The sequence below is a fragment of the Mesorhizobium sp. M1273 genome, from assembly GCF_040318195.1.
In the GTDB taxonomy this organism is placed as follows: domain Bacteria; phylum Pseudomonadota; class Alphaproteobacteria; order Rhizobiales; family Rhizobiaceae; genus Mesorhizobium.
Genome location: NZ_JAMYLV010000020.1, coordinates 13,792 through 33,547, shown reverse-complemented (window position 1 = coordinate 33,547; position 19,756 = coordinate 13,792). Strand labels below are relative to the sequence as shown.

Sequence of the window (19,756 nt, the reverse complement as noted above, 5' to 3'; positions counted from 1 at the left end):
TCCGGCGTTCCGAAAAATCGACGATCAAAGTCCATCCTGTGGAGGGCGGCATGTGTGTAGCGCTCGATACATCAGCTGTAGGTAGTGCCGCTGGCAGCGTGGGACATGGCCTTATGCCACCAATTCTGTCGGGCGTCGCGGTAATCGCCGGTGCGGCGCTGATCATCGGCCTGCATGATGACGACGACGACACTGTCAGCCAGTAGCCGGGGTCTGGCCTTCACCGTATTGCATCAACTTGACAAATGCGTCATTCGCTATCCTGCGGGTGACGCATTTGTGTATTTTGGAGATGACGTCGACATCTCGCTTCGCTGCTGTCATAAACGCCAATGATCGATCTGCATTCCCATATTTTGCCGGGCCTCGACGATGGCTCACCCAATCTTGCCGAATCGTTGGAAATGGCCCGCCTGGCGGTGGCCGACGGGACGACCCACATGGCGTGTACGCCGCATGTTACGCCGGGCGTACACGAAAACAGGACGTCGAATATCGTTCGAGCGGTTCAAGAACTTGACCATGCGCTGCGTCGCGCCGCAATACCGCTTGCTCTTTATGTCGGTGCCGATATTCACGTAGCGCCCGATCTTCCCGACCAACTGGCGCTCGGCAGTGTGCCGACTTTAAACAAGTCCCGGTATTTTCTATTCGAACCGCCGCATCACGTTTTGCCTCCACGTTTAGAAGATCTTGCACTGCGCCTCATAAAGGCCGGTTTTATTCCGATTCTTACCCATCCTGAGCGTCTGACTTGGATCAAGGCGAACTACGACGTTGTCGAGAGGTTGAATGCATTGGGCTGCCTTATCCAGCTTACCGCAGACTCGATTGTTGGTGCTTTTGGACGCACGGCGCTTTATTATTCGGAAAAGCTGATTGACGAGGGCAGGGTGGATATCATCGCATCGGACACGCATAGCGCTACGCGCCGGCGTCCTGGGCTCTCGCAGGCGGTCGCTGCTGCTGCCAAGCGATGTGGGGAAGACGAGGCCCGCAATATGGTGTTAAGACGTCCGGGCCAAATATTGGCGAACTGGCCTATCGAGCCGGTCGGAAGAGCACGCCCGAAAAAACCAAGCGCCGGCAACACCAGCCGCTTTGGAGGATTGGGCCGCTTGTTCAAGAGCGGGACTGCGTGATGGGCGTTTTTCGTTTTACAATAAATCCTATTATGGGCAGGGTATTCGTCGTGCTCGCTTCACTGGCAAGCTCTGCGTGCACAAGCACCTCGTCGACGAAACCATCTTCGTCAAATTCGGTCGATGCGCTCCAACTAACATCATCATCGACGCCACTTTCGGGCGGCGGTGCTCTGCAGGTGGTAAAGGATCTGCCTGCGCCGCAAAACACCCAGAACGGCAACGAGCAGCCTTTGTCTCCGAACGACGTGCTCGAGGTAAATGTGTTTCAGGTCGATAACTTGAACAGAACGGTTCAAGTCGACTCTGGTGGCCAGATTTCGCTTCCGCTTATCGGCACCGTTACCGCGGCAGGGAAGACCGTCCGTCAGTTGGAGCAGGAAGTCGAAACCGCTTACGGTGCCAAATATCTGCAGTCGCCTGATGTGACGATTTTCGTCAAGGAATCCGTCGGACAGCGCATAACCGTCGACGGCGAAGTTAACCGAGCTGGGATCTTTCCGGTATCGAGCAATTCCTCGCTTCTGGACGCGATCGCGCTCGCTGGGAATTTCAGCCCGATTGGGGATGCAAGTAAGGTCTTCGTCTATCGAAATATCGGCTCGAACACGTTGGTTGCAAATTACGATGTGGAGGCGATCCGTGCAGGCAAGATCCGCAACCCGCGCATCTACGGAGGTGACAAGGTTGTCGTCTTTGCCTCGAAATCGAAAATCGCGATGAACAATCTCAAGGACGCCCTCGGCATTGCCTCGAGTGCAGCCCGACTTGCCGTGATTCCCTAGAATGATTCATCACTTTCAATCAGAATACCGACAAACTTAGGATCACCTGGCGCTATGCTCGATCGTAACAGGCAGCATCAAATTTCAGGCCCTGGACATGGTCAGGCGCTGTCTGCGGATCTATATTATGACGGCGCTCAAAGCTATAGCCCATACGGACGTGATTATTCGGAGCAGGACGGGGGGTTCAATCCCCTCAAGTTGCTTTTTTACGCTGTCCAGTACCGTTGGCTGATTGTCATGATGGCGGCCGCAGGGCTTGTCGCTGGCGTCGTCGTGACGATGATGCAGACGCCAAAATATCAGGCAACAACTCAGTTAGAAGTCTTGGTCCCTTCAGCAAAGGTCTTCCAGGACATTGAGGTGGTCTCTGAAAACAGCGACGTGCGAGCCTTTCTGACCGCTCGCGAAAAGCTGAAAAGTCGCGCGCTGGCGCAGCGCGTGGTGTTCCAATTGGGCCTTAGCGAAAAGCCGGACTTCCTGTTTCCAACGCCAGACTTCTCACTTGGCAATATTTTCTATCGCGCGTTCAGAATTTCCAAATCGCCTTCCGTTCAGGAACGAACTCCCGAGGAACGTGAAGCAATTGCGATCGGACGCGTCTTGAATGATCTCGCGGTCAATCTGGTCACCAACACAAGCCTGTTGTCAATTACGTTCACCGATCAGAGCCCTAAGTATGCAAGCGATGTAGCCAACCAAGTTGCGCAGAGTTTCATCGACCAGCGCCTCGATCAGACCAGTGAAACGTCCGATTTAGCACGGCAGTTCATACAGGAACAGGTTTTGCAGGTGAAGCAAAAGCTCCAGAAATCTGAAGAGGAGCTGGTCGCTTATGCGAAGGATGCAGGCATCACGATAACCGGCGATGACAAATCGCTAATAGGATCGAACATCGAAGCCCTGAATACCGCGCTTGCGACAGCCATCCAGGACCGGCTCGACGCAGGACGGGTGGTGGACCAGATAGACAAAGGCCGTGGTTCGAGCCTCAGCCCGGTCCTGGAAAGCAAAGGGCTGCAAGCGCTCAGCGAAAAACTGGCGGACTTGACTAGCCAATATCAACAGAAGTTGGGCATATTGAAACCCGGTTTCCCGGAAATGCAGCAGCTACAGTCGCAGATCAGGGAGTTGCAGCGGCTCTATAACAATGGAGTGCTGGCTATAACGGATTCATTGCGGTTGAAATACCAAGAGGCACAGAACAAAGAATCGGACTTAAAGGCCAAGCTCGCGGAAATGGAAAGGCAACAGGTTGTCTTCAATGACAAGAACATCAAATACACCATCCTAAAGCGGGAAGTTGACTCGAACCGGTCACAATATGACAGTCTTATTGCAAAGTTGAATGAAGTCGGTGTTAGCTCGGAGCTAAAAACCCAAAGTGCTGCGATAGTTGATTTCGCGGCGCAACCCAGCGCTCCTTATTCTCCTCGCATGAGCAGAAATCTTGCAATGGCGCTGACGCTTTTCATGGCTCTGAGCGCATCAATCATTTATGTCATTGAGTTGTTGAACAACACCTTCACCAATCCTGAGCAGATCGAAAAGGAATTGGGGTTGGCGATGCTCGGCATCTTGCCGCTCGTCGACGACCGAGAACTCACAGCCAGCATCGCGGATCAGAAGTCAGGATTGTCGGAGGCCTACCGTTCGCTTCGAACGTCGTTACAATTCTCTGGTGCTGAAGGCGCGCCACGATCGTTGCTCGTCACGAGTTCCGAGCCATCGGAAGGCAAATCGACGACGTCGTTCAAGCTTGGGCAGGACTTTGCCGCGCTCGGTGCGAGGGTCCTCGTTGTCGACGGCGATCTTCGAAAGCCCAACCTTCATCGGCTGTTTGGTCTCGACAACACGATCGGGCTCAGCAATCTCCTGACGAACACCGTCCGCAAGGAGGATTTGGCGAGCATCTTCAGGACGACCAAGTATCCCAATTTGACCGTTCTGACCTCGGGAACAATTCCACCAAACCCTGCTGATCTACTCTCATCGCCGAAGATGGCTCTAATCTTGACCAATCTCGGCAAGCGTTTCGATCTTGTTATCATTGATGCGCCGCCGATCGTCGGTCTTTCGGATGCCCCCATTCTCAGCCGGCTTGCTGAAGGCACGTTGGTAGTCATTTCTACCAATCAGGTAACGCGTAAGTCGGCAAAAACGGCGCTGAAGCGCCTGCGTGCCGCCGGCGCGAATGTTGTTGGAGCCGCCATGTCGAAGTTTGCAGTGAACAAGTTCGATTACAATTACGCATACAAGTACATGAACTACCAGTACTACAACTACGGCACGGATAGCAGTACGCCGAGGATTGAGGGCAAAATCGATGATGGAGCAAGCCAGCCCGCTTATGCAAAATCTCAGACGCTCAGTCGTTTGGTTCGTCGCGTCCGTTCTAGTGTTGGTCGCTTCCTCGATCGGGCTAAGTCGATTTCTTGAAACAGAAACCCCAGCCGCTTCCCTTGATCTGGATCCGTTCAACGTCGAGGCCTTGATTGCTGAAATCACTAGCGACCTGAACGATACGACCGATGCTCCTGATCTTGACGCTTTGGTTGCGAAGGCCCGAGGCGCGCTTGCCTTCGATATCGCGGACGCACGTCTCTATAGCCTAATCGGAGAAATCAAATACCGACAAGGCGAGAAAGATGAAGCCTATGAGCTTTTCGATCAAGCTCGAAAATTGTCCAAGACAGAAATCCATGCGCTTCGGAGGTCAATTGGCCGATCAGTCGAGACAGGCAATCTGTCAAAGGCCGTGGCCGAGATTGATACACTATTGCGGCGATGGCCGGATCAGTTTCCGGCTATCGCCGACGGTCTGCCGACGATCCTGTCGAACTCCGATGGATACCAAGCCGTGCTGATAGCTATCAGAGCGGAAGCCCCCTGGAGAGCCAGCCTGTTCGCCGCTCTTGGCAAAACTCCCGAAGGACTAGACACCGCAGATCGCCTGTTGCTCGATTTGGCCGGATCAAGCACGCCACCAAAATCGAGCGAATTGTCTGCTGTGATCAGCGGCTATATTGGTCAGAAGGAATATGGGGCAGCGTATCGGCTGTTTCTTTTCAGCCTTTCCGATCAAGAACGAAAGTTGGGCGGATATATTTTCAACAGTACCTTCGAGCCGATATTTAGTGGTAAGCCCTTCGATTGGCAACTGCGCGATCAATCGGGGTTGGAAATTGCGTTCGCGACATCCCAAGATGCGGTCGAAGGCGAGGGTGGGGCGACGGTCCGGTTCTTGAATACACCGGTTAAGAATACTGCTCTTCAGCAGTTAATTGAACTCCCGCCAGGTTCCTACAAAATTTCGTTGATTGCTTCCGCAAGAAGCTTGAAGCTTCCAAAGGAGCTATTTTGGGCGATCAAGTGCGTCGATCAGGCAGGCGAAATAGCGCGGTTCAATATTCCTGAGGGTACATACAATCGTCAGAGTTTCAGCTATAATTTTTCGGTTGGATCAGCTTCGTGTCCGCTACAGTTGCTGAGGCTGCAGACCGCCGCCATTGCCGAGAGCTGGCGATTTCGATATGTCGGTACGTTGGTAATGCACAAATTGAGCATCGAGAGACTTCCATCTTGAATGACCGGCCGTCGGAGTGGGACAAATATCTCCTTGGGTCGGTGTTGTTTATTTCACTGCTGATCGGCGGTGGTACTGCAAGCGGCCTCTATACCGACACTCTGATCGAAGTCGCGGCAATTGTCTCGGCGGCGGCTGTCTTTTCGCAAGCCCCTGGCCAGAGAAGCCCCCATTCTGTTTTCTGGCTGCTGATCTTCGCCGTCGCATTGGCGGTTTTGCAACTGGTCCCGTTACCAGCGGCGATATTCAGTGGCTTGCGACCAGAACTGCTGCTGGGCGACCCCTGGGTTGGAGACACCCGGTTTCGCTTCATCAGCGTCGGCGTCGGCCGCACGATCGAATGTCTGCTCAATCTCGTAGCTGCCGCGGCATTTTTTCTGGCCGTGTTGCGCTTGCGTGTCGAGCAGGTCAATGCACTTCTTCCGTTCTTTTTCATGGGTGTTATTTGCAATGGTTTGGCAGGAGCGATACAATATTCGTTTTCCGACGATGTCGCCATTATAGGGCTTCTGCCGTTTACCATCAATGCCGGGCTTTTTGCTAATGTGAATCATTTTTCGGCTTTGCTTTTTGTGTCCATCCCCTTCGTCGTCTACTTTGGTCTGTTCCGCGGACATCTTTTGTCTGGATCCTTCGGCTTGATCGTGCTTTTGCTGCTTCTTTTGGCCGCCGGTTCGCGGGCCGGTGTTCTACTCGGATTGGCGATCACGGTGTTGTCCGTCGTTTTTCTATCGGCCCGTTCCAGGACAAGCGGGCTGAGCATTCTGGCAATTTTCGTCGGACTTTCAATCTACTCGATCGGCGCGTGGACGAAGCTCGACGCGGACGTGATCGACCCGGCTTTCGGGCGAGGAGAATTTGCCCGAACCACGATCGACGGGATCAAGGACAATTGGGCGACGGGTGTTGGGTTCGGAAATTTTCAAAAGGCCTATCAGATATATGAAAGGGAGGGCATGATTTTCAAGCAATATGTGAATCATGCTCACAATGATTATCTTGAAATAGCCTTCGAGGGCGGAGTTCCAGCTGTCGTGCTGATGACAGGTTATTTCGTACTGCTTCTGGCTGCATTGGCTAAGGTTCGCCGCGACCCGTTTCAGAAGGCGGCTTTTCTCTCAGTGTCTTTTCTTCTCATTCATTCGTTGGTCGACTATCCGCTACGAACTGAGGCGCTGGTGATGACCTTTGCGTATATGAATGCAATCATCTTCCACAAAGGATTTGCGGAACGTTTGAGCCATAATAATGGCGAGCTGATCGAGATCGATCACAATGGTGACAAGTTGTTTGTTCCCATCGGTACTTCGTCTTAAGGCCTGTGTATAGCCCCGCGAAACGCCGCGGCCTGCCCGTCGCGGTTCCCTTTCACCGCAATGAATTGCGCGCCGGGCGGTCTACGGCGACAACATCCTCGCTTATGCTAGTTAGAAGGTTAGAAGCACAAGGTGCCATTGCTTGATGCACGCGCGGCTTCAAAACCGGCAGGGCTGTCCCAAGGAGGACGACCGAATTATCGGTCACCGGGTATTTAGAAGTCATCCACGAAATAGAAAACCTCGCCTCACCGCAACGAAGTTGCTGTAGTGGAAAAACTCTCGAAATTTGTCATAACGGAATTCCCGCAGCCCATCAGGGAGAAGAACGGACACATCGTAGCCATGGCGCTGAAGCAGAGAAATTGCCCCTCCCAATGTCGATCCGGCATCTGCCCACGGATAATTATACTCAAACTGGATGACGTCAATTGCCCCACGAGCGATGTAGCCGATGGCGCCGCGCAGGACATGATAATCAAACCCCTCCGCGTCGATTTTTAACAGATCGACATGCGGTATACGCCTTTTTCCTAGCTCTTGATCCAAGGTGGAAACTTGGACTTGCACGCAATTCGCGTCACTTCGAGCATGGCCGACGATCAGGCTGGAAGTCTCGCCCGTGTCAGGCTCCGCGAAGAAGCTCGCTTGCCCGGGGGCGTCGCTTACCGCGATCTCGACCACTTCCAATCCAGGATACTGACTCAAATTTTCACGCAGCACTGCCGCCGTTGCTGGGGACGGCTCAAATATCATCCCCCGCGGATTCGACATGCGGCCAGCCATTGCGAGTGACCAGGCCCCGACGTTGCCGCCCACATCGACGAAATAACCGCACGTTGGGGCAAGTCGCTCAACGAGCCATCCTTCCCCGTTGCGCTCGTGATCAATGCCGGCGCTCAAGCTCAGTCCGATTATTCTCTCGCACTGATGGCGGACTTTATTCGCGACAGAAATCAGCGTTGGGCGGCGGGACGCCCAGAGCGCGACCAAGCCCACGACCTTGTCTAAACGCATTTGCATCCTCTCAGCTTTGGAACAAAAGACCGCGGCAGTAAGCGGGTTGGGTTGCATATAACATAAATCACCCAGAGCAACACAATCACCCGAGCCGACGCCCCGACGCTCAGGGCGCGCGGTCGTCGCGTGGGAGGACGCATCAAATCGGCGTGTATGGACCACGCCGACGGTCTGCCCCTCAAACATCCGCTAGAGCGGCTCGCGCTCTGGTTGAATGTCGTCCTTAAGAATGAGGAAATCAGACTCGATATTCTGACCGTTGCGATCGAGAGATATCGCGAAGCCTCGTTCGACAGATTTGCGGTAACTGGCGACGGCCGGACTTGGACCAGGCAAGTCGAGTTTTGAGGGTGTGCCAGCCTTTGAAGATGGCAGGGCGGTGTGCGGGCGTGCAGCTGCACAGTTCTTCTTGCTAACTTCGGCCGATGCCGCCAGGTCCAGGTCCAGGCGCTTTCCGTCCGTCTCCCGCCTTGGTGATGCCGCCCATGCTAACTTTCTCGCCAGTTGACTGCTCTCCAGAAAAACGGGGCCGAGATACCCAAAACTGGCGCGGCTTTCGAATCTGCAATCGCCAGTCTCGGTAGCGAATTTCAGGACTACAATTGGTCTACACTGTTCAAGTTGAACAACTCTTCGACCGCGCATTCAGCCGCTCGACCCGTTCTGTCGAACTCCCAATGCTTCGGCCACTTGCTAAAGCGTGATCTGGTCCGCAGGACGATCGGCATTGCCAATCGCTCGCTCGCCTGCTCCAGATAAGCCAAGGTCGCACGGGCGATTGCGATCGGCTCGCGGTAGAGTTGGACCCGATTGGGTTGACCGCGCGTGAACTGGATCTTGCGAGCCCGCTTCTTGGCTGCGCGGCAATGATTGCGCCATGCCGAGCCGGCACTGCCGACTAAGATGTCAGCCCGCTTCAGCAGGCGCACCATGACCCGCACGGCACCCCAAAGCAGGCTGCTGTCGCTCGGCTCGTGCATAAGTGCCCAGGTCACGTGCTGTCCAGCCGCACGACTGCGCCGTCTTCGAGCTTCGCCTGCCGAGCGCTCGACAGCAGTACCCGATTGACCTGCTCCCAAGTCTCGGACCGGATCTCACTGATGGTCCTTTGCAGCACCGCCTTGTGCGGGCTCCATGGCAAAGGCAGGCGAGCAAAGGCGCGAAACGAGGCGGAGTCCTCAAGATGGAACGCCAGCTCGTTGCCGGTACTGCTTGAGGATCGCACAGCGCAACGCCGCTTCGGCAGGCAGGCCCTGCCGTCCGGTGGCATTGACGTCGACCGCACGAGATCGCGCGCCACCAAGCCAAGCAGGCCCCGACACTCATCCAGCCACTGCGACATCGCCTTCAACTCGTGACCGATCTCGTGCGTGGCGAAAAGATCGAATATGCTGGCTTGGACGGTGCGTTCTTGGCGCATTCTCGGCTCCGACGATGGCAAGGCCTTGGACTCAGTCGTATGATCCAAGACATCTGAAACCGCCGGGCCTTGCTCGCGCACAGCCACGATTTACCCGACAGAATCAAGCGTTTGCCGCCTATGGATGGAAACTAGGCTAGGCTAGCCTCACTCTCTGAAAAAACGGCTGATCACGACACCAATTCAGGGCCAAGATTGACAAGCCCCTGCGCGGAACATAAGCACGAGCAAATTGCGTTGGTGGAGAACGAACTTTTAGGAGAATTCGTTGAAGGGCATTATCCTGGCCGGGGGCAGCGGAACCCGGCTCTATCCGCTGACACTGGCGGTTTCCAAGCAGATCTTGCCGATATATGATAAGCCGATGATCTATTACCCGCTAAGCGTGCTGATGCTCGCCGGCATTCGTGAAATTCTGGTCATCTCGACCCCGCGCGACCTGCCGGTTTTTCAAGCCTTGCTCGGCGACGGCTCGGTATTCGGGCTCGATCTGTCTTACGCGGAGCAGTCGCATCCGAACGGCCTCGCGGAAGCCTTCATTATCGGCCGCGATTTCATCGGCAGTGACGGCGTCTCGATGATCCTGGGCGACAACATCTATTTCGGCGAAGGGCTGTCGCAGCTTTGCCGCAGTGCCTCATCGCGCCAAAGCGGTGCATCGGTGTTCGCTTATCATGTCGAGGATCCGGAACGGTATGGCGTGGTCTCGTTCGATAAGACCACCGGCGCGGCCTTGACCATCGAGGAAAAGCCGCCGCAGCCCAGATCCAACTGGGCCATCACCGGCCTTTATTTCTACGACAATGACGTGGTGAATATCGCCCCTACCATCCGCCCCTCGGCGCGTGGCGAGCTCGAGATCACGGCCATCAACAACGTCTACCTCGAACGCGGGCAGCTGCAGGTTCATCAACTCGGCCGCGGCTATGCCTGGCTCGACACCGGCACACATGACAGCCTGCATGAAGCCTCTTCCTTCGTCCGTACGATCGAGCACCGTCAGGGTATCAAAGTGGCCTGCCCGGAAGAAATCGCTTTCGAACAGGGCTGGCTGACGGCGGACAAGGTCTTGCTGCGCGCCACCCACCTGGGGAAAAACGAATATGCCACCTATCTGCGCAGGCGCGTTGCCGAGTTGACGGAGAACAGGTAGGTGCTTGAGATCAGACCGCTCAGTCTCGCAGGCGTGCTGGAAATCATGCCAAAACGCATCGGAGATGCGCGGGGATTCTTCGTCGAAACCTACAATGAACAATGGTTTTCGGACGCAGGGATAGAAGTGCGTTTCGTTCAGGACAATCACTCTTATTCCGCCGCCACCGGTGTGTTGAGGGGGCTTCATTATCAAGTTCCGCCCCGTGCTCAAGACAAGCTGTTGCGCGTCGTCCGAGGCAAGGTGCTTGATGTAGCGGTCGATATTCGCCGCAGTTCAAAGACATTCGGAAGATGGGTGGCGCTTGAGATCTCTGCCGAAAAGGGCAATCAGGTCCTGGTGCCGAAGGGCTTTGCCCACGGTTTCCTCACGCTCGTACCCGAGACGGAGGTGCTGTATAAGGTCAGCGACACCTATTCACCGGAGCATGATCGATCAATTCGGTTCGACGACCCCGTCATCGGCATTGAATGGCCCTCAACGGTCGGTGGATTTCAGCTTTCGGACAGGGACCTTAAAGCGCCAATTCTCGCCGCTGCCGAGGTGTTCGCGTGACGATCTCTGTCCAAGGTGATTGTGTCAGGAGAGTGGTATGAACTTTCTAGTGACGGGAGGAGCGGGCTTCATCGGCTCGGCGGTGTGCCGGCATTTGTGCGGCAACCCGGCTTACCGAGTGACCAACTTGGACAAGCTCACCTATGCCGGTAATCTCGCGTCGCTGCGAGCGATTGAGAATTCCCACAATTACAGGTTCGAGCACGCCGACATTTGCAACGACAAGGCAGTCCTCGAGGTGTTGCATCGCGATGAGATAGACATCGTCATTCATTTGGCTGCTGAAAGTCACGTTGACCGGTCGATCGACAAGCCTGATGTCTTTGTCGAGACCAACATCGTTGGAACCTACCGAATGCTCAATTCGGCGCTGGAATACTGGCGCAGGCTGCCCGGCGAGAGAAAAAGCCGGTTTCGTTTTCATCATGTCTCCACCGACGAGGTCTTCGGCGATCTGCCTTTCGACAGCAGTGTCTTCACCGAGCAGACACCCTATGCGCCATCCTCGCCCTATTCGGCATCGAAAGCGGCCTCGGATCACCTGGTGCGTGCATGGCATGACACTTACGGTCTGCCGGTGGTGCTATCGAACTGTTCGAACAATTACGGGCCTTTCCATTTTCCCGAAAAGCTGATCCCGCTCGTCATTTTGAACGCGCTCGAGGAGAAGCCGGTGCCGGTATACGGCGCCGGCAGCAACGTACGGGACTGGCTCTTCGTCGAAGACCACGCTCGCGCCCTGGCCATGGTCGGGACCCGAGGCGTGGTCGGAGAGAGCTATAATGTCGGCGGCGGCTCGGAACGCACTAATCTGCAGGTGGTCGAGTCGATCTGCAACGTTCTCGACAACAAGCGGCCGCGTTCCGGTGCTCGGCGCTATCGCGATCTCATCGCCTTTGTCGCCGACCGCCCGGGCCACGATCGCCGGTATGCGATCGACGCCTCCAAGATCGGGCGCGATCTTGGTTGGGCTCCGCGCGAGAGCTTCGATAGTGGCTTGGCGAGGACGATCGACTGGTATCTCGAGAACGAATGGTGGTGGGGGCCGATCCGCCGCGAGCGCTATGCGGGCGAGCGGTTGGGCGAAGTATACGAGGGAGCAGCATGAGACTTGTCGTCACGGGGCGCGACGGCCAAGTCGTTAAGAGCCTCGTGGAACGAGCGGGTGCCTGGCCGGGCTTCGAGGTCATAGCGGTCGGCCGGCCTGAGCTTGATCTGGCGAAGCCGGAATCAATCGCCCCAGCGCTGGCAGCCGCCCGGCCGGATCTCGTCGTTTCCGCTGCAGCGTACACCGCCGTCGACCGGGCCGAGGACGAACCCGACCTTGCCTTCGCCGTCAACGGAGCCGGAGCTGGTCATGTCGCCGCTGCCGCTGCAAGGCTCGGCGCGCCGGTGATCCACCTGTCGACCGATTATGTTTTCGACGGCAGCGGTGAGGGCGCCTATACGGAAGCAGACGAGCCTCGCCCGCATAGCGTCTATGGCGTCTCGAAGCTCGCCGGCGAGCAGGCGGTCGCCCACGCCAACCCGCGCCATCTGATCCTGCGCACGGCGTGGGTCTACAGCCCGTTCGGAAGGAATTTCGTCAAGACGATGCTGGGCCTGGCAGCCGGTCGAGACGAGGTAGCGGTGGTCGCCGACCAGTGGGGAAATCCAACTTCGGCATTGGATCTTGCCGACGGGATTTTGCAAGCTGCTCTGAAGCTCCGCGACAACAGCTTTGCGCCTTTTGGCGTCTACAATTTGGCCGGAACCGGCGAAACCAACTGGGCCGATTTTGCCCGCGATATACTGGACACGAGCCGGGCGCTGGGTGGCCCCTATGCACGAGTGCGGGATATCCCCACCGCCGTTTATCCGACCAAGGCGAAGCGCCCGGGCAATTCTCGTCTGTCGACGGCAAAATTTACCGCCACCTTCAAATGGATGGCGCCGGACTGGCGGAAGTCAACGAGAGAATCGGTACGCCGTCTCCTGAGCTGAAAGACGAGACGGGAGTTGACAACATGACCAGAGGTGCTCCACCGGAACATGTTGCGGAGTGCCAGACCGACTCCGCGCTCGCCGGTGAGGTGGCACTGAAGCACAAAGCAAGACAGCCATCACGAAACCTGTTCTTGTGGTACTCGGCTGCATCGCGACAGATTTGGCCGGCAGGCAATCCGTTGCGCTCAGCGAAGACATACACATACAACGGCCCAGGCGGTCGTCTTCCCTTGTCCGGGCAATATTTTCCTGTCCTTAAAAGACGCAACTTGTCTCTGAGCAGGAATTTCCCGATTTTGCCGGCTGTATGGAAAATTCATTCTCGAACCATTCGGCCGCTGGCTTGTCTTGCATTGTTCTGGGCGGGAACGATCTGCTAGAACGCCCGCACGAGAATAGATTGTCCAGAAGTGCAGCTTGAACCGGCGGCTGACGATCGCGCCCGTTGATGATACAGGCCCTTCCGTGGATCGGTACGAAAGAACGCTTACAGTCCATGAACATCGCACTTACGCACCTTCAGCGGCTTGAGGCTGAATCCGTCCATATCTTTCGCGAGGTGGCCGCGGCGTTCGCCAAGCCGGTGATGCTCTATTCGGTCGGCAAGGATTCGTCCGTGCTCATGCACCTGGCGATGAAGGCATTCTATCCGGCCAAGCCGCCCTTTCCCTTTCTCCATGTCGACACGACCTGGAAATTCCGCGAGATGATCGCCTTTCGCGACCAGATGCAGCAAAAGCTCGGCTTCGACCTCCTGGTCCATGTCAATGAAGACGGTGTGCGCGACAACATCAACCCTTTCGACCACGGCTCCAACACCCACACGCATGTGATGAAAACGGTGGCGCTGCGGCAGGCACTCGACAAATACGGGTTTGACGCAGCCTTCGGCGGCGCGCGGCGCGACGAGGAGAAGTCGCGCGCCAAGGAGCGCATCTTCTCGTTCCGCAACGCCCAGCACGTCTGGGATCCGAAGAACCAGCGGCCGGAGATGTGGAAGATTTTCAACACCCGCGTCGCTGCCGGTGAATCGATCAGGGTGTTCCCGTTGTCGAACTGGACCGAGCTCGACATCTGGCAGTACATTCTCCAAGAAGACATCCCGATCGTGCCGCTGTATCTGGCCAAGGAGCGGCCGGTCGTAGAGCGCGATGGCATGCTCATCCTGAGGGATGATGAGCGCATGCAGCTGCGGCCCGGCGAAGCAGTGGAGAACCGGATGGTGCGGTTCCGCACGCTCGGCTGCTATCCGCTGACCGGCGCGATCGACTCGGAGGCCGACACTCTGGAGGCGATAGTCGGCGAAATGCTCACGGCGCGCACTTCCGAGCGGCAAGGTCGCCTGATCGACCGTGACGAAGCCGGCTCGATGGAAAAGAAGAAGCGCGAGGGGTATTTCTGAGTATGCGCCACATCATGGCCAAGAGCCTCGCCCCGACCGACGGCGTCCGCGACTATCTGGCGGCGCAGGAACGAAAGTCGCTGCTGCGCTTCCTGACCTGCGGCTCGGTCGACGACGGCAAGTCGACGCTGATCGGGCGCCTGCTTTCCGACACCAAGCAGATTTTCGAGGACCAGCTGGCCACGCTCGAGCGCGATTCGCGCAAGCACGGCACCACCGGCGACGACGTCGACTTCGCGCTGCTGGTCGACGGCCTCGAGGCCGAGCGCGAGCAAGGCATTACCATCGACGTCGCCTATCGCTTCTTCGCCACGCCAAAGCGCAAGTTCATCGTCGCCGACACGCCCGGCCACGAACAGTACACGCGTAACATGGCGACGGGTGCATCGACGGCGGATCTCGCCATCGTGCTGATCGATGCCCGCCAGGGCGTGCTGCGTCAGACCAGGCGGCATTCGATCATTGCCTCGCTGCTTGGCATCCGCCACATTGTGCTCGCCGTCAACAAGATCGATCTTGTCGGCTTCGACGAGGCGGTTTTTGAACGGATCGTCGCGGATTACGCACAGTTCTCACGTGAGCTCGGCTTCCAGATGATCATGCCCATCCCTATGTCGGCCCGCTATGGCGACAACGTTACCGGCCGTTCCGACAGGACGGACTGGTATTCCGGCCCGACGCTGATCGAACATCTCGAGACAGTCTCGGTCGACGAGGCCGCGCTCGAATTGCCGTTCCGGTTTCCGGTCCAATATGTGAACCGTCCCAACCTCGATTTCCGCGGTTTCGCCGGCACTATCGCCTCCGGCGCGGTTGCGCCGGGCGACGAGGTGGTCGTCGCCAAATCCGGCAAATCCTCCCGTGTCAGGCGCATCGTTTCGCATGGCGGCGACCTTCAGCAGGCTATCGCCGGCCAGGCCATCACTCTTGTCCTCGACGACGAGGTGGAAGTCTCGCGCGGCAATATGCTGGTGTCGCCGGCAGCACGGCCGCAGGTCGCCGACCAGTTCGCCGCCAACATCGTCTGGTTCGACGAACATGCGCTGCTGCCTGGCCGCTCCTACATCCTGCGCACCGAGACCGACCAGACCAGCGCCACCGTCACCGACCTGAAATACCGGGTCAACGTCAACGACTTTGCCCATGAGGCGGCCAAGTCGCTTGAAATGAACGAAGTCGGCATCTGCAATATCTCGACGCGGTCGCCGATCGCCTTCGATCCGTTTGCCGAAAACCGCACCACCGGCGCCTTCATCCTGATCGACCGCATCACCAACGCCACGGTCGGTGCCGGCATGATCCTGCATTCGCTGCGCCGCGCTGAAAACATCCACTGGCAGTCGCTCGATGTCGGCAAGCGCGCCCGCGCCGATATGAAGAACCAGCGGCCGGCCGTGTTCTGGTTCACCGGGCTTTCCGGCTCGGGCAAGTCGACCATCGCCAATCTGTTCGAAAAGAAGCTGTTCGCCACCGGGCGCCATACCTACATTCTGGATGGCGACAACGTCCGTCACGGCCTCAACCGCGATCTCGGCTTCACCGACGCCGATCGTGTCGAAAACATTCGCCGCGTCGCCGAAGTGGCACGCCTGATGGCCGACGCCGGGCTGATCGTCGTCGTGTCATTCATCTCGCCGTTCAGCGCCGAGCGGCGCATGGCGCGCGAATTGATGGCCGACGGCGAATTCGTCGAGGTGTTTGTCGATACCCCCTTCGAGGAATGCGCCAGGCGCGATCCGAAGGGTCTCTATGCGCGGGCGTTGAACGGCGAGATCAAGAATTTCACCGGCGTCGATTCACCGTATGAGGTGCCGGAAAAGCCCGAAATTCATCTCAAGACACTCGGCAGATCGGCCGAGGAGATGGTGGACGCCCTGGAACACTGGCTGAACGAGCGGGACATTGCCGAAGACCAATATGACAGCGGCGGCGGTATCTGACGAGGAAGCGATGCTCGCCGTCTTCGAGCACCTTGCCTTGGCGGCAGGGCGCGAGGTGATGCGCGTCTTTCGTGCCGGCTGTGCGGTCGACAGCAAGTCGGACAGTTCGCCGGTGACGGAGGCGGACCGCGAGAGCGAAAAGATCATCCTTGCCGGGCTGCGCGCCGCATTTCCAGAGATTCCATGCGTGGCAGAGGAGGAAGCCTCCACCGGAATCATGGCGCCGGATCTCGGCGACGCCTTTTTCCTGATCGATCCGCTCGACGGCACCAAGGAGTTCGTCAACCGGCGGACCGATTTCACTGTCAACATCGCGCTGGTTCGCCATGGCGTGCCTGAGATCGGCGTTGTCTTCGCGCCTTGCACCGGCCGCTTCTTTTCCGGCCGGCCGGGCAAAGCGGAAACGATCGAGATCAATGACGACTACGAGATCGTCGATCGCCAGCCGATTTCGGCAAGGGCCGGTATGGTGCCGCTGACCGTCGTTGCCAGCCGCTCCCACAACACGCCGGAAACCGACGCCTATATCCGCGCGCTGGGCGCTGCCGAGATCGTCTCGGTCGGCTCGTCGCTGAAATTCTGCCTTGTCGCCGGCGCCGAGGCAGACGTCTATCCGCGCTTCGGCCGCACCATGGAGTGGGATACGGCCGCGGGTGACGCGGTGCTACGCGCCGCCGGCGGCATGACGCGCACCCTGGATGGTGAGCCGCTCGCCTACGGCAAGCGCAACCAGAGTGACGACGAGGATTTCGCCAACCCGCATTTTATCGCAAGCGGCAAGGCTGCTGGATTTGGCTAGACGGTGATTGCGCAGTTCCAGACCCGTACGAAAGTGCGGGTGTTGCACGTGACTTATGCAAGCGACCTCAGATACTGCTCGAGATCTGTAAACACAGCGGTACGATCCCATCCAGCCGACAGTTGGGTCGGCGTGGCCGATTCGCTTCGTGTGCGGTCGATGCTGCGGGGCCTTCACACGGGTGTATCCAAATTGCTGTATACCGATAGACTTGAACGGCTATACGAGCGAGTGATGGCGTTCCACATCAAAAATCCCGAGACCGACGCACTGGCCCGCCGGCTCGCCGCAGTTAAGAGGACTGGTCTGACAGAGGCCGTCCATGCCGCGCTCAAGCATGAGCTTGAGCGCGAACAGGCTAGACCGTCCCTGGTAGAGATCGGCGTCAGGTTCTGCCGTGATCTGCGAGCCCGGGGCAAGCCTGATCGCGGCAGGCCCGCCGACAAGGCGTTTCGCGACAGCCTGTACGAGAATGACTGATGTTCACCGACGCCTCGGCCCTGACGGCGCTGATGACCAACGAGGATGATGCGCGAACTCCTGGCCGGGACCCGGCGCGCCTGAACGGTGTTGAACCGGACTTTACTTGGCTGGCCACGGTCCAGATTGATCACGTTCAAGAACCTAAAGTGCGGCGGGCTTGCTTCGGATGGTTAAGGCCAGGAGCGCCTCCGAAAGTCGTTTCTTCGCCCGCTCCACCCCGTTCTCGTCGATTGCCTCAACATCGAGGAACAAGTCGAGACCAGTCGCATGCTCGCTGATGACCTGAGGGCGCTGGGCGAGTTCACCCAGGAGGCCCTCGACTTCGTAGGGGACAACCTCCCGGCTGATCCCCTTCATGGCAATGGGTGCTAACGGACGCGCCCGGACAAGGTCGCGCACGAGCGCGTAAGTCTCATAGCTGAGGCAGATGCCGCCGGGCTCGGCAATCGACTGCAGCCGGGCCGCCAAGTTCGCCTCGGCTCCAATGATCGTGTAGTCCATCCGATCATCGGAACCGAAGTTCCCAACATTGCAATAGCCCGTGTTGATGCCCATGCGAGCTCGGAAGGGCCGTTCAACTCCGCGGTCATGCCACACCCTGTTCAACTGCTCCAGCCGACGCTGCATGTCGACAGCCATGCGCAAGCAGGCTCTCGCGTCTTCCTCGACGCCTTGCGTCTCGGGGTCTCCGAAGAACACAAGAAGCGCATCGCCGATGAACTTGTCGACGGTGCCGCCGTGTTTGAGCGCGATCGTCGACATCTCGGTAAAGTACTCGTTGAGGAGAAGCGTCAGATCCTCGGGCTGGAGCCGTTCCACGATCGCGGTGAAATCCTTGACGTCGGAGAAAAAGATCGTGAGCTTCTTGCGCTCGGTCGCGATGGTGACGTCCTTCTGGCCGCTGAAGATGCTTTTGTAGATTTGAGGCGAAAGGTATTTGGCGATCTTCAATGAAATCGCGGCCAGGAAGTCGTTTGCCTCCGAAAGCTCCTTGTTTATGCCCTGAATCAACGCGGACTGCCGACGCTGCAGGAGAATGAACGTCAGGCCCGCCGCGGCCGCGAAACCGAAATATAGGAGCAGATACTTGAAGGTCAGCACGTTCGCAGCGATGGGCTGATTGACTGATATCTCCTGGATCCCTCGGACATCCCCTACCTTCCAGTCCGTCTTGGGGCTGTCCGGGTGTGAGTTATGGCAGGTCACGCACACTTGTCCCATTATGACAGGGGCCGCGGCGCGGACCTGCCGGTCAAACAGTGAACCCGAGACCTCGATGATCGGCTCCTTCGGGTTGGCGCGCAAAGCCAAGATTGCATTCCGCTCGAACGCATCGAGCTGATGGGGCGCGCGACCTTTGAAAGGCAGATCCGAGACGAACCGATATTTGACCGAGCCGTCGTGAGCGCTGATGCGCTTGCCCAGTTCGATCGAGAGGGTTGCTGGAATGGGGATCGCGCCTGGCACGTCCCGGTAGTTGTGCGTCGCAGTTACGGCGCCGTTAGCTTGCAGCACGCGTCCCACGACGTCGCTGCCGTAAAATCCGCGCATTTCGTCGATGATGCGGCTGATTTCGCTGGCTTGCCTGCGCAGCATCCGTTCCGATAGGTCTCGGAGGTCGAGCCAGGCTGCGACGGGCAGACCGATAAGGCCGATGACCACTGCCGCCACCAGGAGCGGTCCCATAGTGCGCTGCTGACGCGCAATCTGTTCACCCAGTCCAGCCATCGTGCAGGCGCCCGCCGTCTTAGTATGTGAACTATAGCTCATTCCCGGCACGGCACCAGAGTCAGTCTTGGCTCGATGAAAACACGTCAGCCCTGCAACGTCGGACCGACCTTGAGCGGTTGTTGCGAAGCCCCGACCGCTCACAGCGGATTTCGCATTCTGGCGCCGGACGGGCAATGAATCAGTGAAGGGGATGTCGCAAACTCGCTTGTGGCCCGGAATGCGCTCCGCGATAACCGCTCAGGAGTCAAAAATCACCTCTGACAAGGTTGAGACTTGCAGTCGGACAGCGGGTCGGAAAAGAAAGCGTCCCGCAAAACGTATCCGCGCGTCGGTCGACAATGGAATGGGCCACCGCGGCGGGGCGGCGCGCGTTGCCGGCAGCATGACGCGGACCTGGATAGTGCGCCGCTCGCCTGCGGTAAGCGCAACCTGAGCGAA

Annotated in this window: 15 protein-coding genes and 1 pseudogene; 13 read left to right on the top strand and 3 right to left on the bottom strand. The window is 57.8% G+C overall.

Going from position 1 to position 19,756, the window contains the following annotated elements:
• The first annotated feature begins 332 nt into the window (after positions 1-332).
• From NKH30_RS20660 to NKH30_RS20640, 5 genes are read left to right on the top strand one after another with little or no spacing between them, the layout of a single operon-like run.
• Positions 333-1,142 carry a tyrosine-protein phosphatase gene (locus NKH30_RS20660; RefSeq protein ID WP_352996798.1) on the top strand — a complete coding sequence of 270 codons (810 nt, stop codon included), beginning with the start codon at positions 333-335 and terminating at the stop codon, positions 1,140-1,142.
• Complete coding sequence (locus NKH30_RS20655) at positions 1,142-1,927, top strand: polysaccharide biosynthesis/export family protein (protein ID WP_352996796.1); 786 nt, start codon at positions 1,142-1,144, stop codon at positions 1,925-1,927. Before NKH30_RS20660 ends, NKH30_RS20655 begins: the two co-directional genes overlap by 1 nt.
• Before the next feature lie 54 nt (positions 1,928-1,981).
• On the top strand, positions 1,982-4,366 hold the full coding sequence (locus NKH30_RS20650; protein WP_352996794.1) for a GumC family protein: 2,385 nt from the start codon (positions 1,982-1,984) through the stop codon (positions 4,364-4,366).
• Positions 4,254-5,513, top strand: a complete 1,260-nt coding sequence (locus NKH30_RS20645) for a tetratricopeptide repeat protein (RefSeq protein ID WP_352996792.1) — start codon at positions 4,254-4,256, stop codon at positions 5,511-5,513. Before NKH30_RS20650 ends, NKH30_RS20645 begins: the two co-directional genes overlap by 113 nt.
• A complete protein-coding gene (locus NKH30_RS20640; protein ID WP_352996790.1) occupies positions 5,510-6,829 on the top strand; it encodes an O-antigen ligase family protein in 1,320 nt (439 codons plus the stop codon). The genes NKH30_RS20645 and NKH30_RS20640 overlap by 4 nt, the downstream gene beginning before the upstream one ends.
• Positions 6,830-7,051: 222 nt before the next feature.
• Here the strand turns inward: NKH30_RS20640 and NKH30_RS20635 are convergent, their stop codons facing one another.
• Together NKH30_RS20635 and NKH30_RS20630 are read right to left on the bottom strand one after the other, a co-directional pair.
• Positions 7,052-7,846 (bottom strand): FkbM family methyltransferase, encoded by a 795-nt coding sequence (locus tag NKH30_RS20635; RefSeq protein ID WP_352996788.1) that lies wholly within the window; start codon positions 7,844-7,846, stop codon positions 7,052-7,054.
• Positions 7,847-8,574: 728 nt separating this feature from the next.
• Positions 8,575-9,269: pseudogene (locus tag NKH30_RS20630) on the bottom strand (ISNCY family transposase); the annotation flags it as partial.
• A gap of 268 nt (positions 9,270-9,537) precedes the next feature.
• Here NKH30_RS20630 and rfbA point away from each other — a divergent pair.
• The 8 genes from rfbA (at position 9,538) to NKH30_RS20590 (ending at position 17,584) form a co-directional block, all read left to right on the top strand.
• Positions 9,538-10,422: a glucose-1-phosphate thymidylyltransferase RfbA gene (rfbA, locus tag NKH30_RS20625; protein WP_352996786.1), complete on the top strand. Its 885-nt coding sequence runs from the start codon at positions 9,538-9,540 to the stop codon at positions 10,420-10,422.
• Entirely contained in the window at positions 10,423-10,977 is a 555-nt protein-coding gene (gene rfbC / locus NKH30_RS20620) for a dTDP-4-dehydrorhamnose 3,5-epimerase (protein WP_352996784.1), read from the top strand. It abuts the gene before it with no gap.
• Between the two features lie 37 nt (positions 10,978-11,014).
• Positions 11,015-12,085 (top strand): dTDP-glucose 4,6-dehydratase, encoded by a 1,071-nt coding sequence (gene rfbB, locus NKH30_RS20615; protein ID WP_352996782.1) that lies wholly within the window; start codon positions 11,015-11,017, stop codon positions 12,083-12,085.
• The gene (rfbD, locus tag NKH30_RS20610) at positions 12,082-12,960 is read left to right on the top strand and encodes a dTDP-4-dehydrorhamnose reductase (RefSeq protein ID WP_352996780.1); all 879 of its coding nucleotides are present in this window, start codon (positions 12,082-12,084) and stop codon (positions 12,958-12,960) included. Before rfbB ends, rfbD begins: the two co-directional genes overlap by 4 nt.
• Positions 12,961-13,459: 499 nt before the next feature.
• Positions 13,460-14,365, top strand: coding sequence for a sulfate adenylyltransferase subunit CysD (cysD, locus tag NKH30_RS20605; protein WP_352996778.1), 906 nt, complete (start codon positions 13,460-13,462; stop codon positions 14,363-14,365).
• Positions 14,366-14,367: 2 nt separating this feature from the next.
• Complete coding sequence (gene cysN, locus NKH30_RS20600) at positions 14,368-16,305, top strand: sulfate adenylyltransferase subunit CysN (RefSeq protein ID WP_352996776.1); 1,938 nt, start codon at positions 14,368-14,370, stop codon at positions 16,303-16,305.
• Between the two features lie 10 nt (positions 16,306-16,315).
• Positions 16,316-17,104: a 3'(2'),5'-bisphosphate nucleotidase CysQ gene (gene cysQ / locus NKH30_RS20595; protein ID WP_352922116.1), complete on the top strand. Its 789-nt coding sequence runs from the start codon at positions 16,316-16,318 to the stop codon at positions 17,102-17,104.
• A 234-nt stretch (positions 17,105-17,338) separates the two neighbouring features.
• Positions 17,339-17,584 (top strand): type II toxin-antitoxin system VapB family antitoxin, encoded by a 246-nt coding sequence (locus NKH30_RS20590; RefSeq protein ID WP_352996774.1) that lies wholly within the window; start codon positions 17,339-17,341, stop codon positions 17,582-17,584.
• 144 nt (positions 17,585-17,728) lie between these two features.
• Here the strand turns inward: NKH30_RS20590 and NKH30_RS20585 are convergent, their stop codons facing one another.
• The gene (locus NKH30_RS20585; protein WP_352749070.1) at positions 17,729-19,315 is read right to left on the bottom strand and encodes an adenylate/guanylate cyclase domain-containing protein; all 1,587 of its coding nucleotides are present in this window, start codon (positions 19,313-19,315) and stop codon (positions 17,729-17,731) included.
• Between the last annotated feature and the right edge of the window lie 441 nt (positions 19,316-19,756).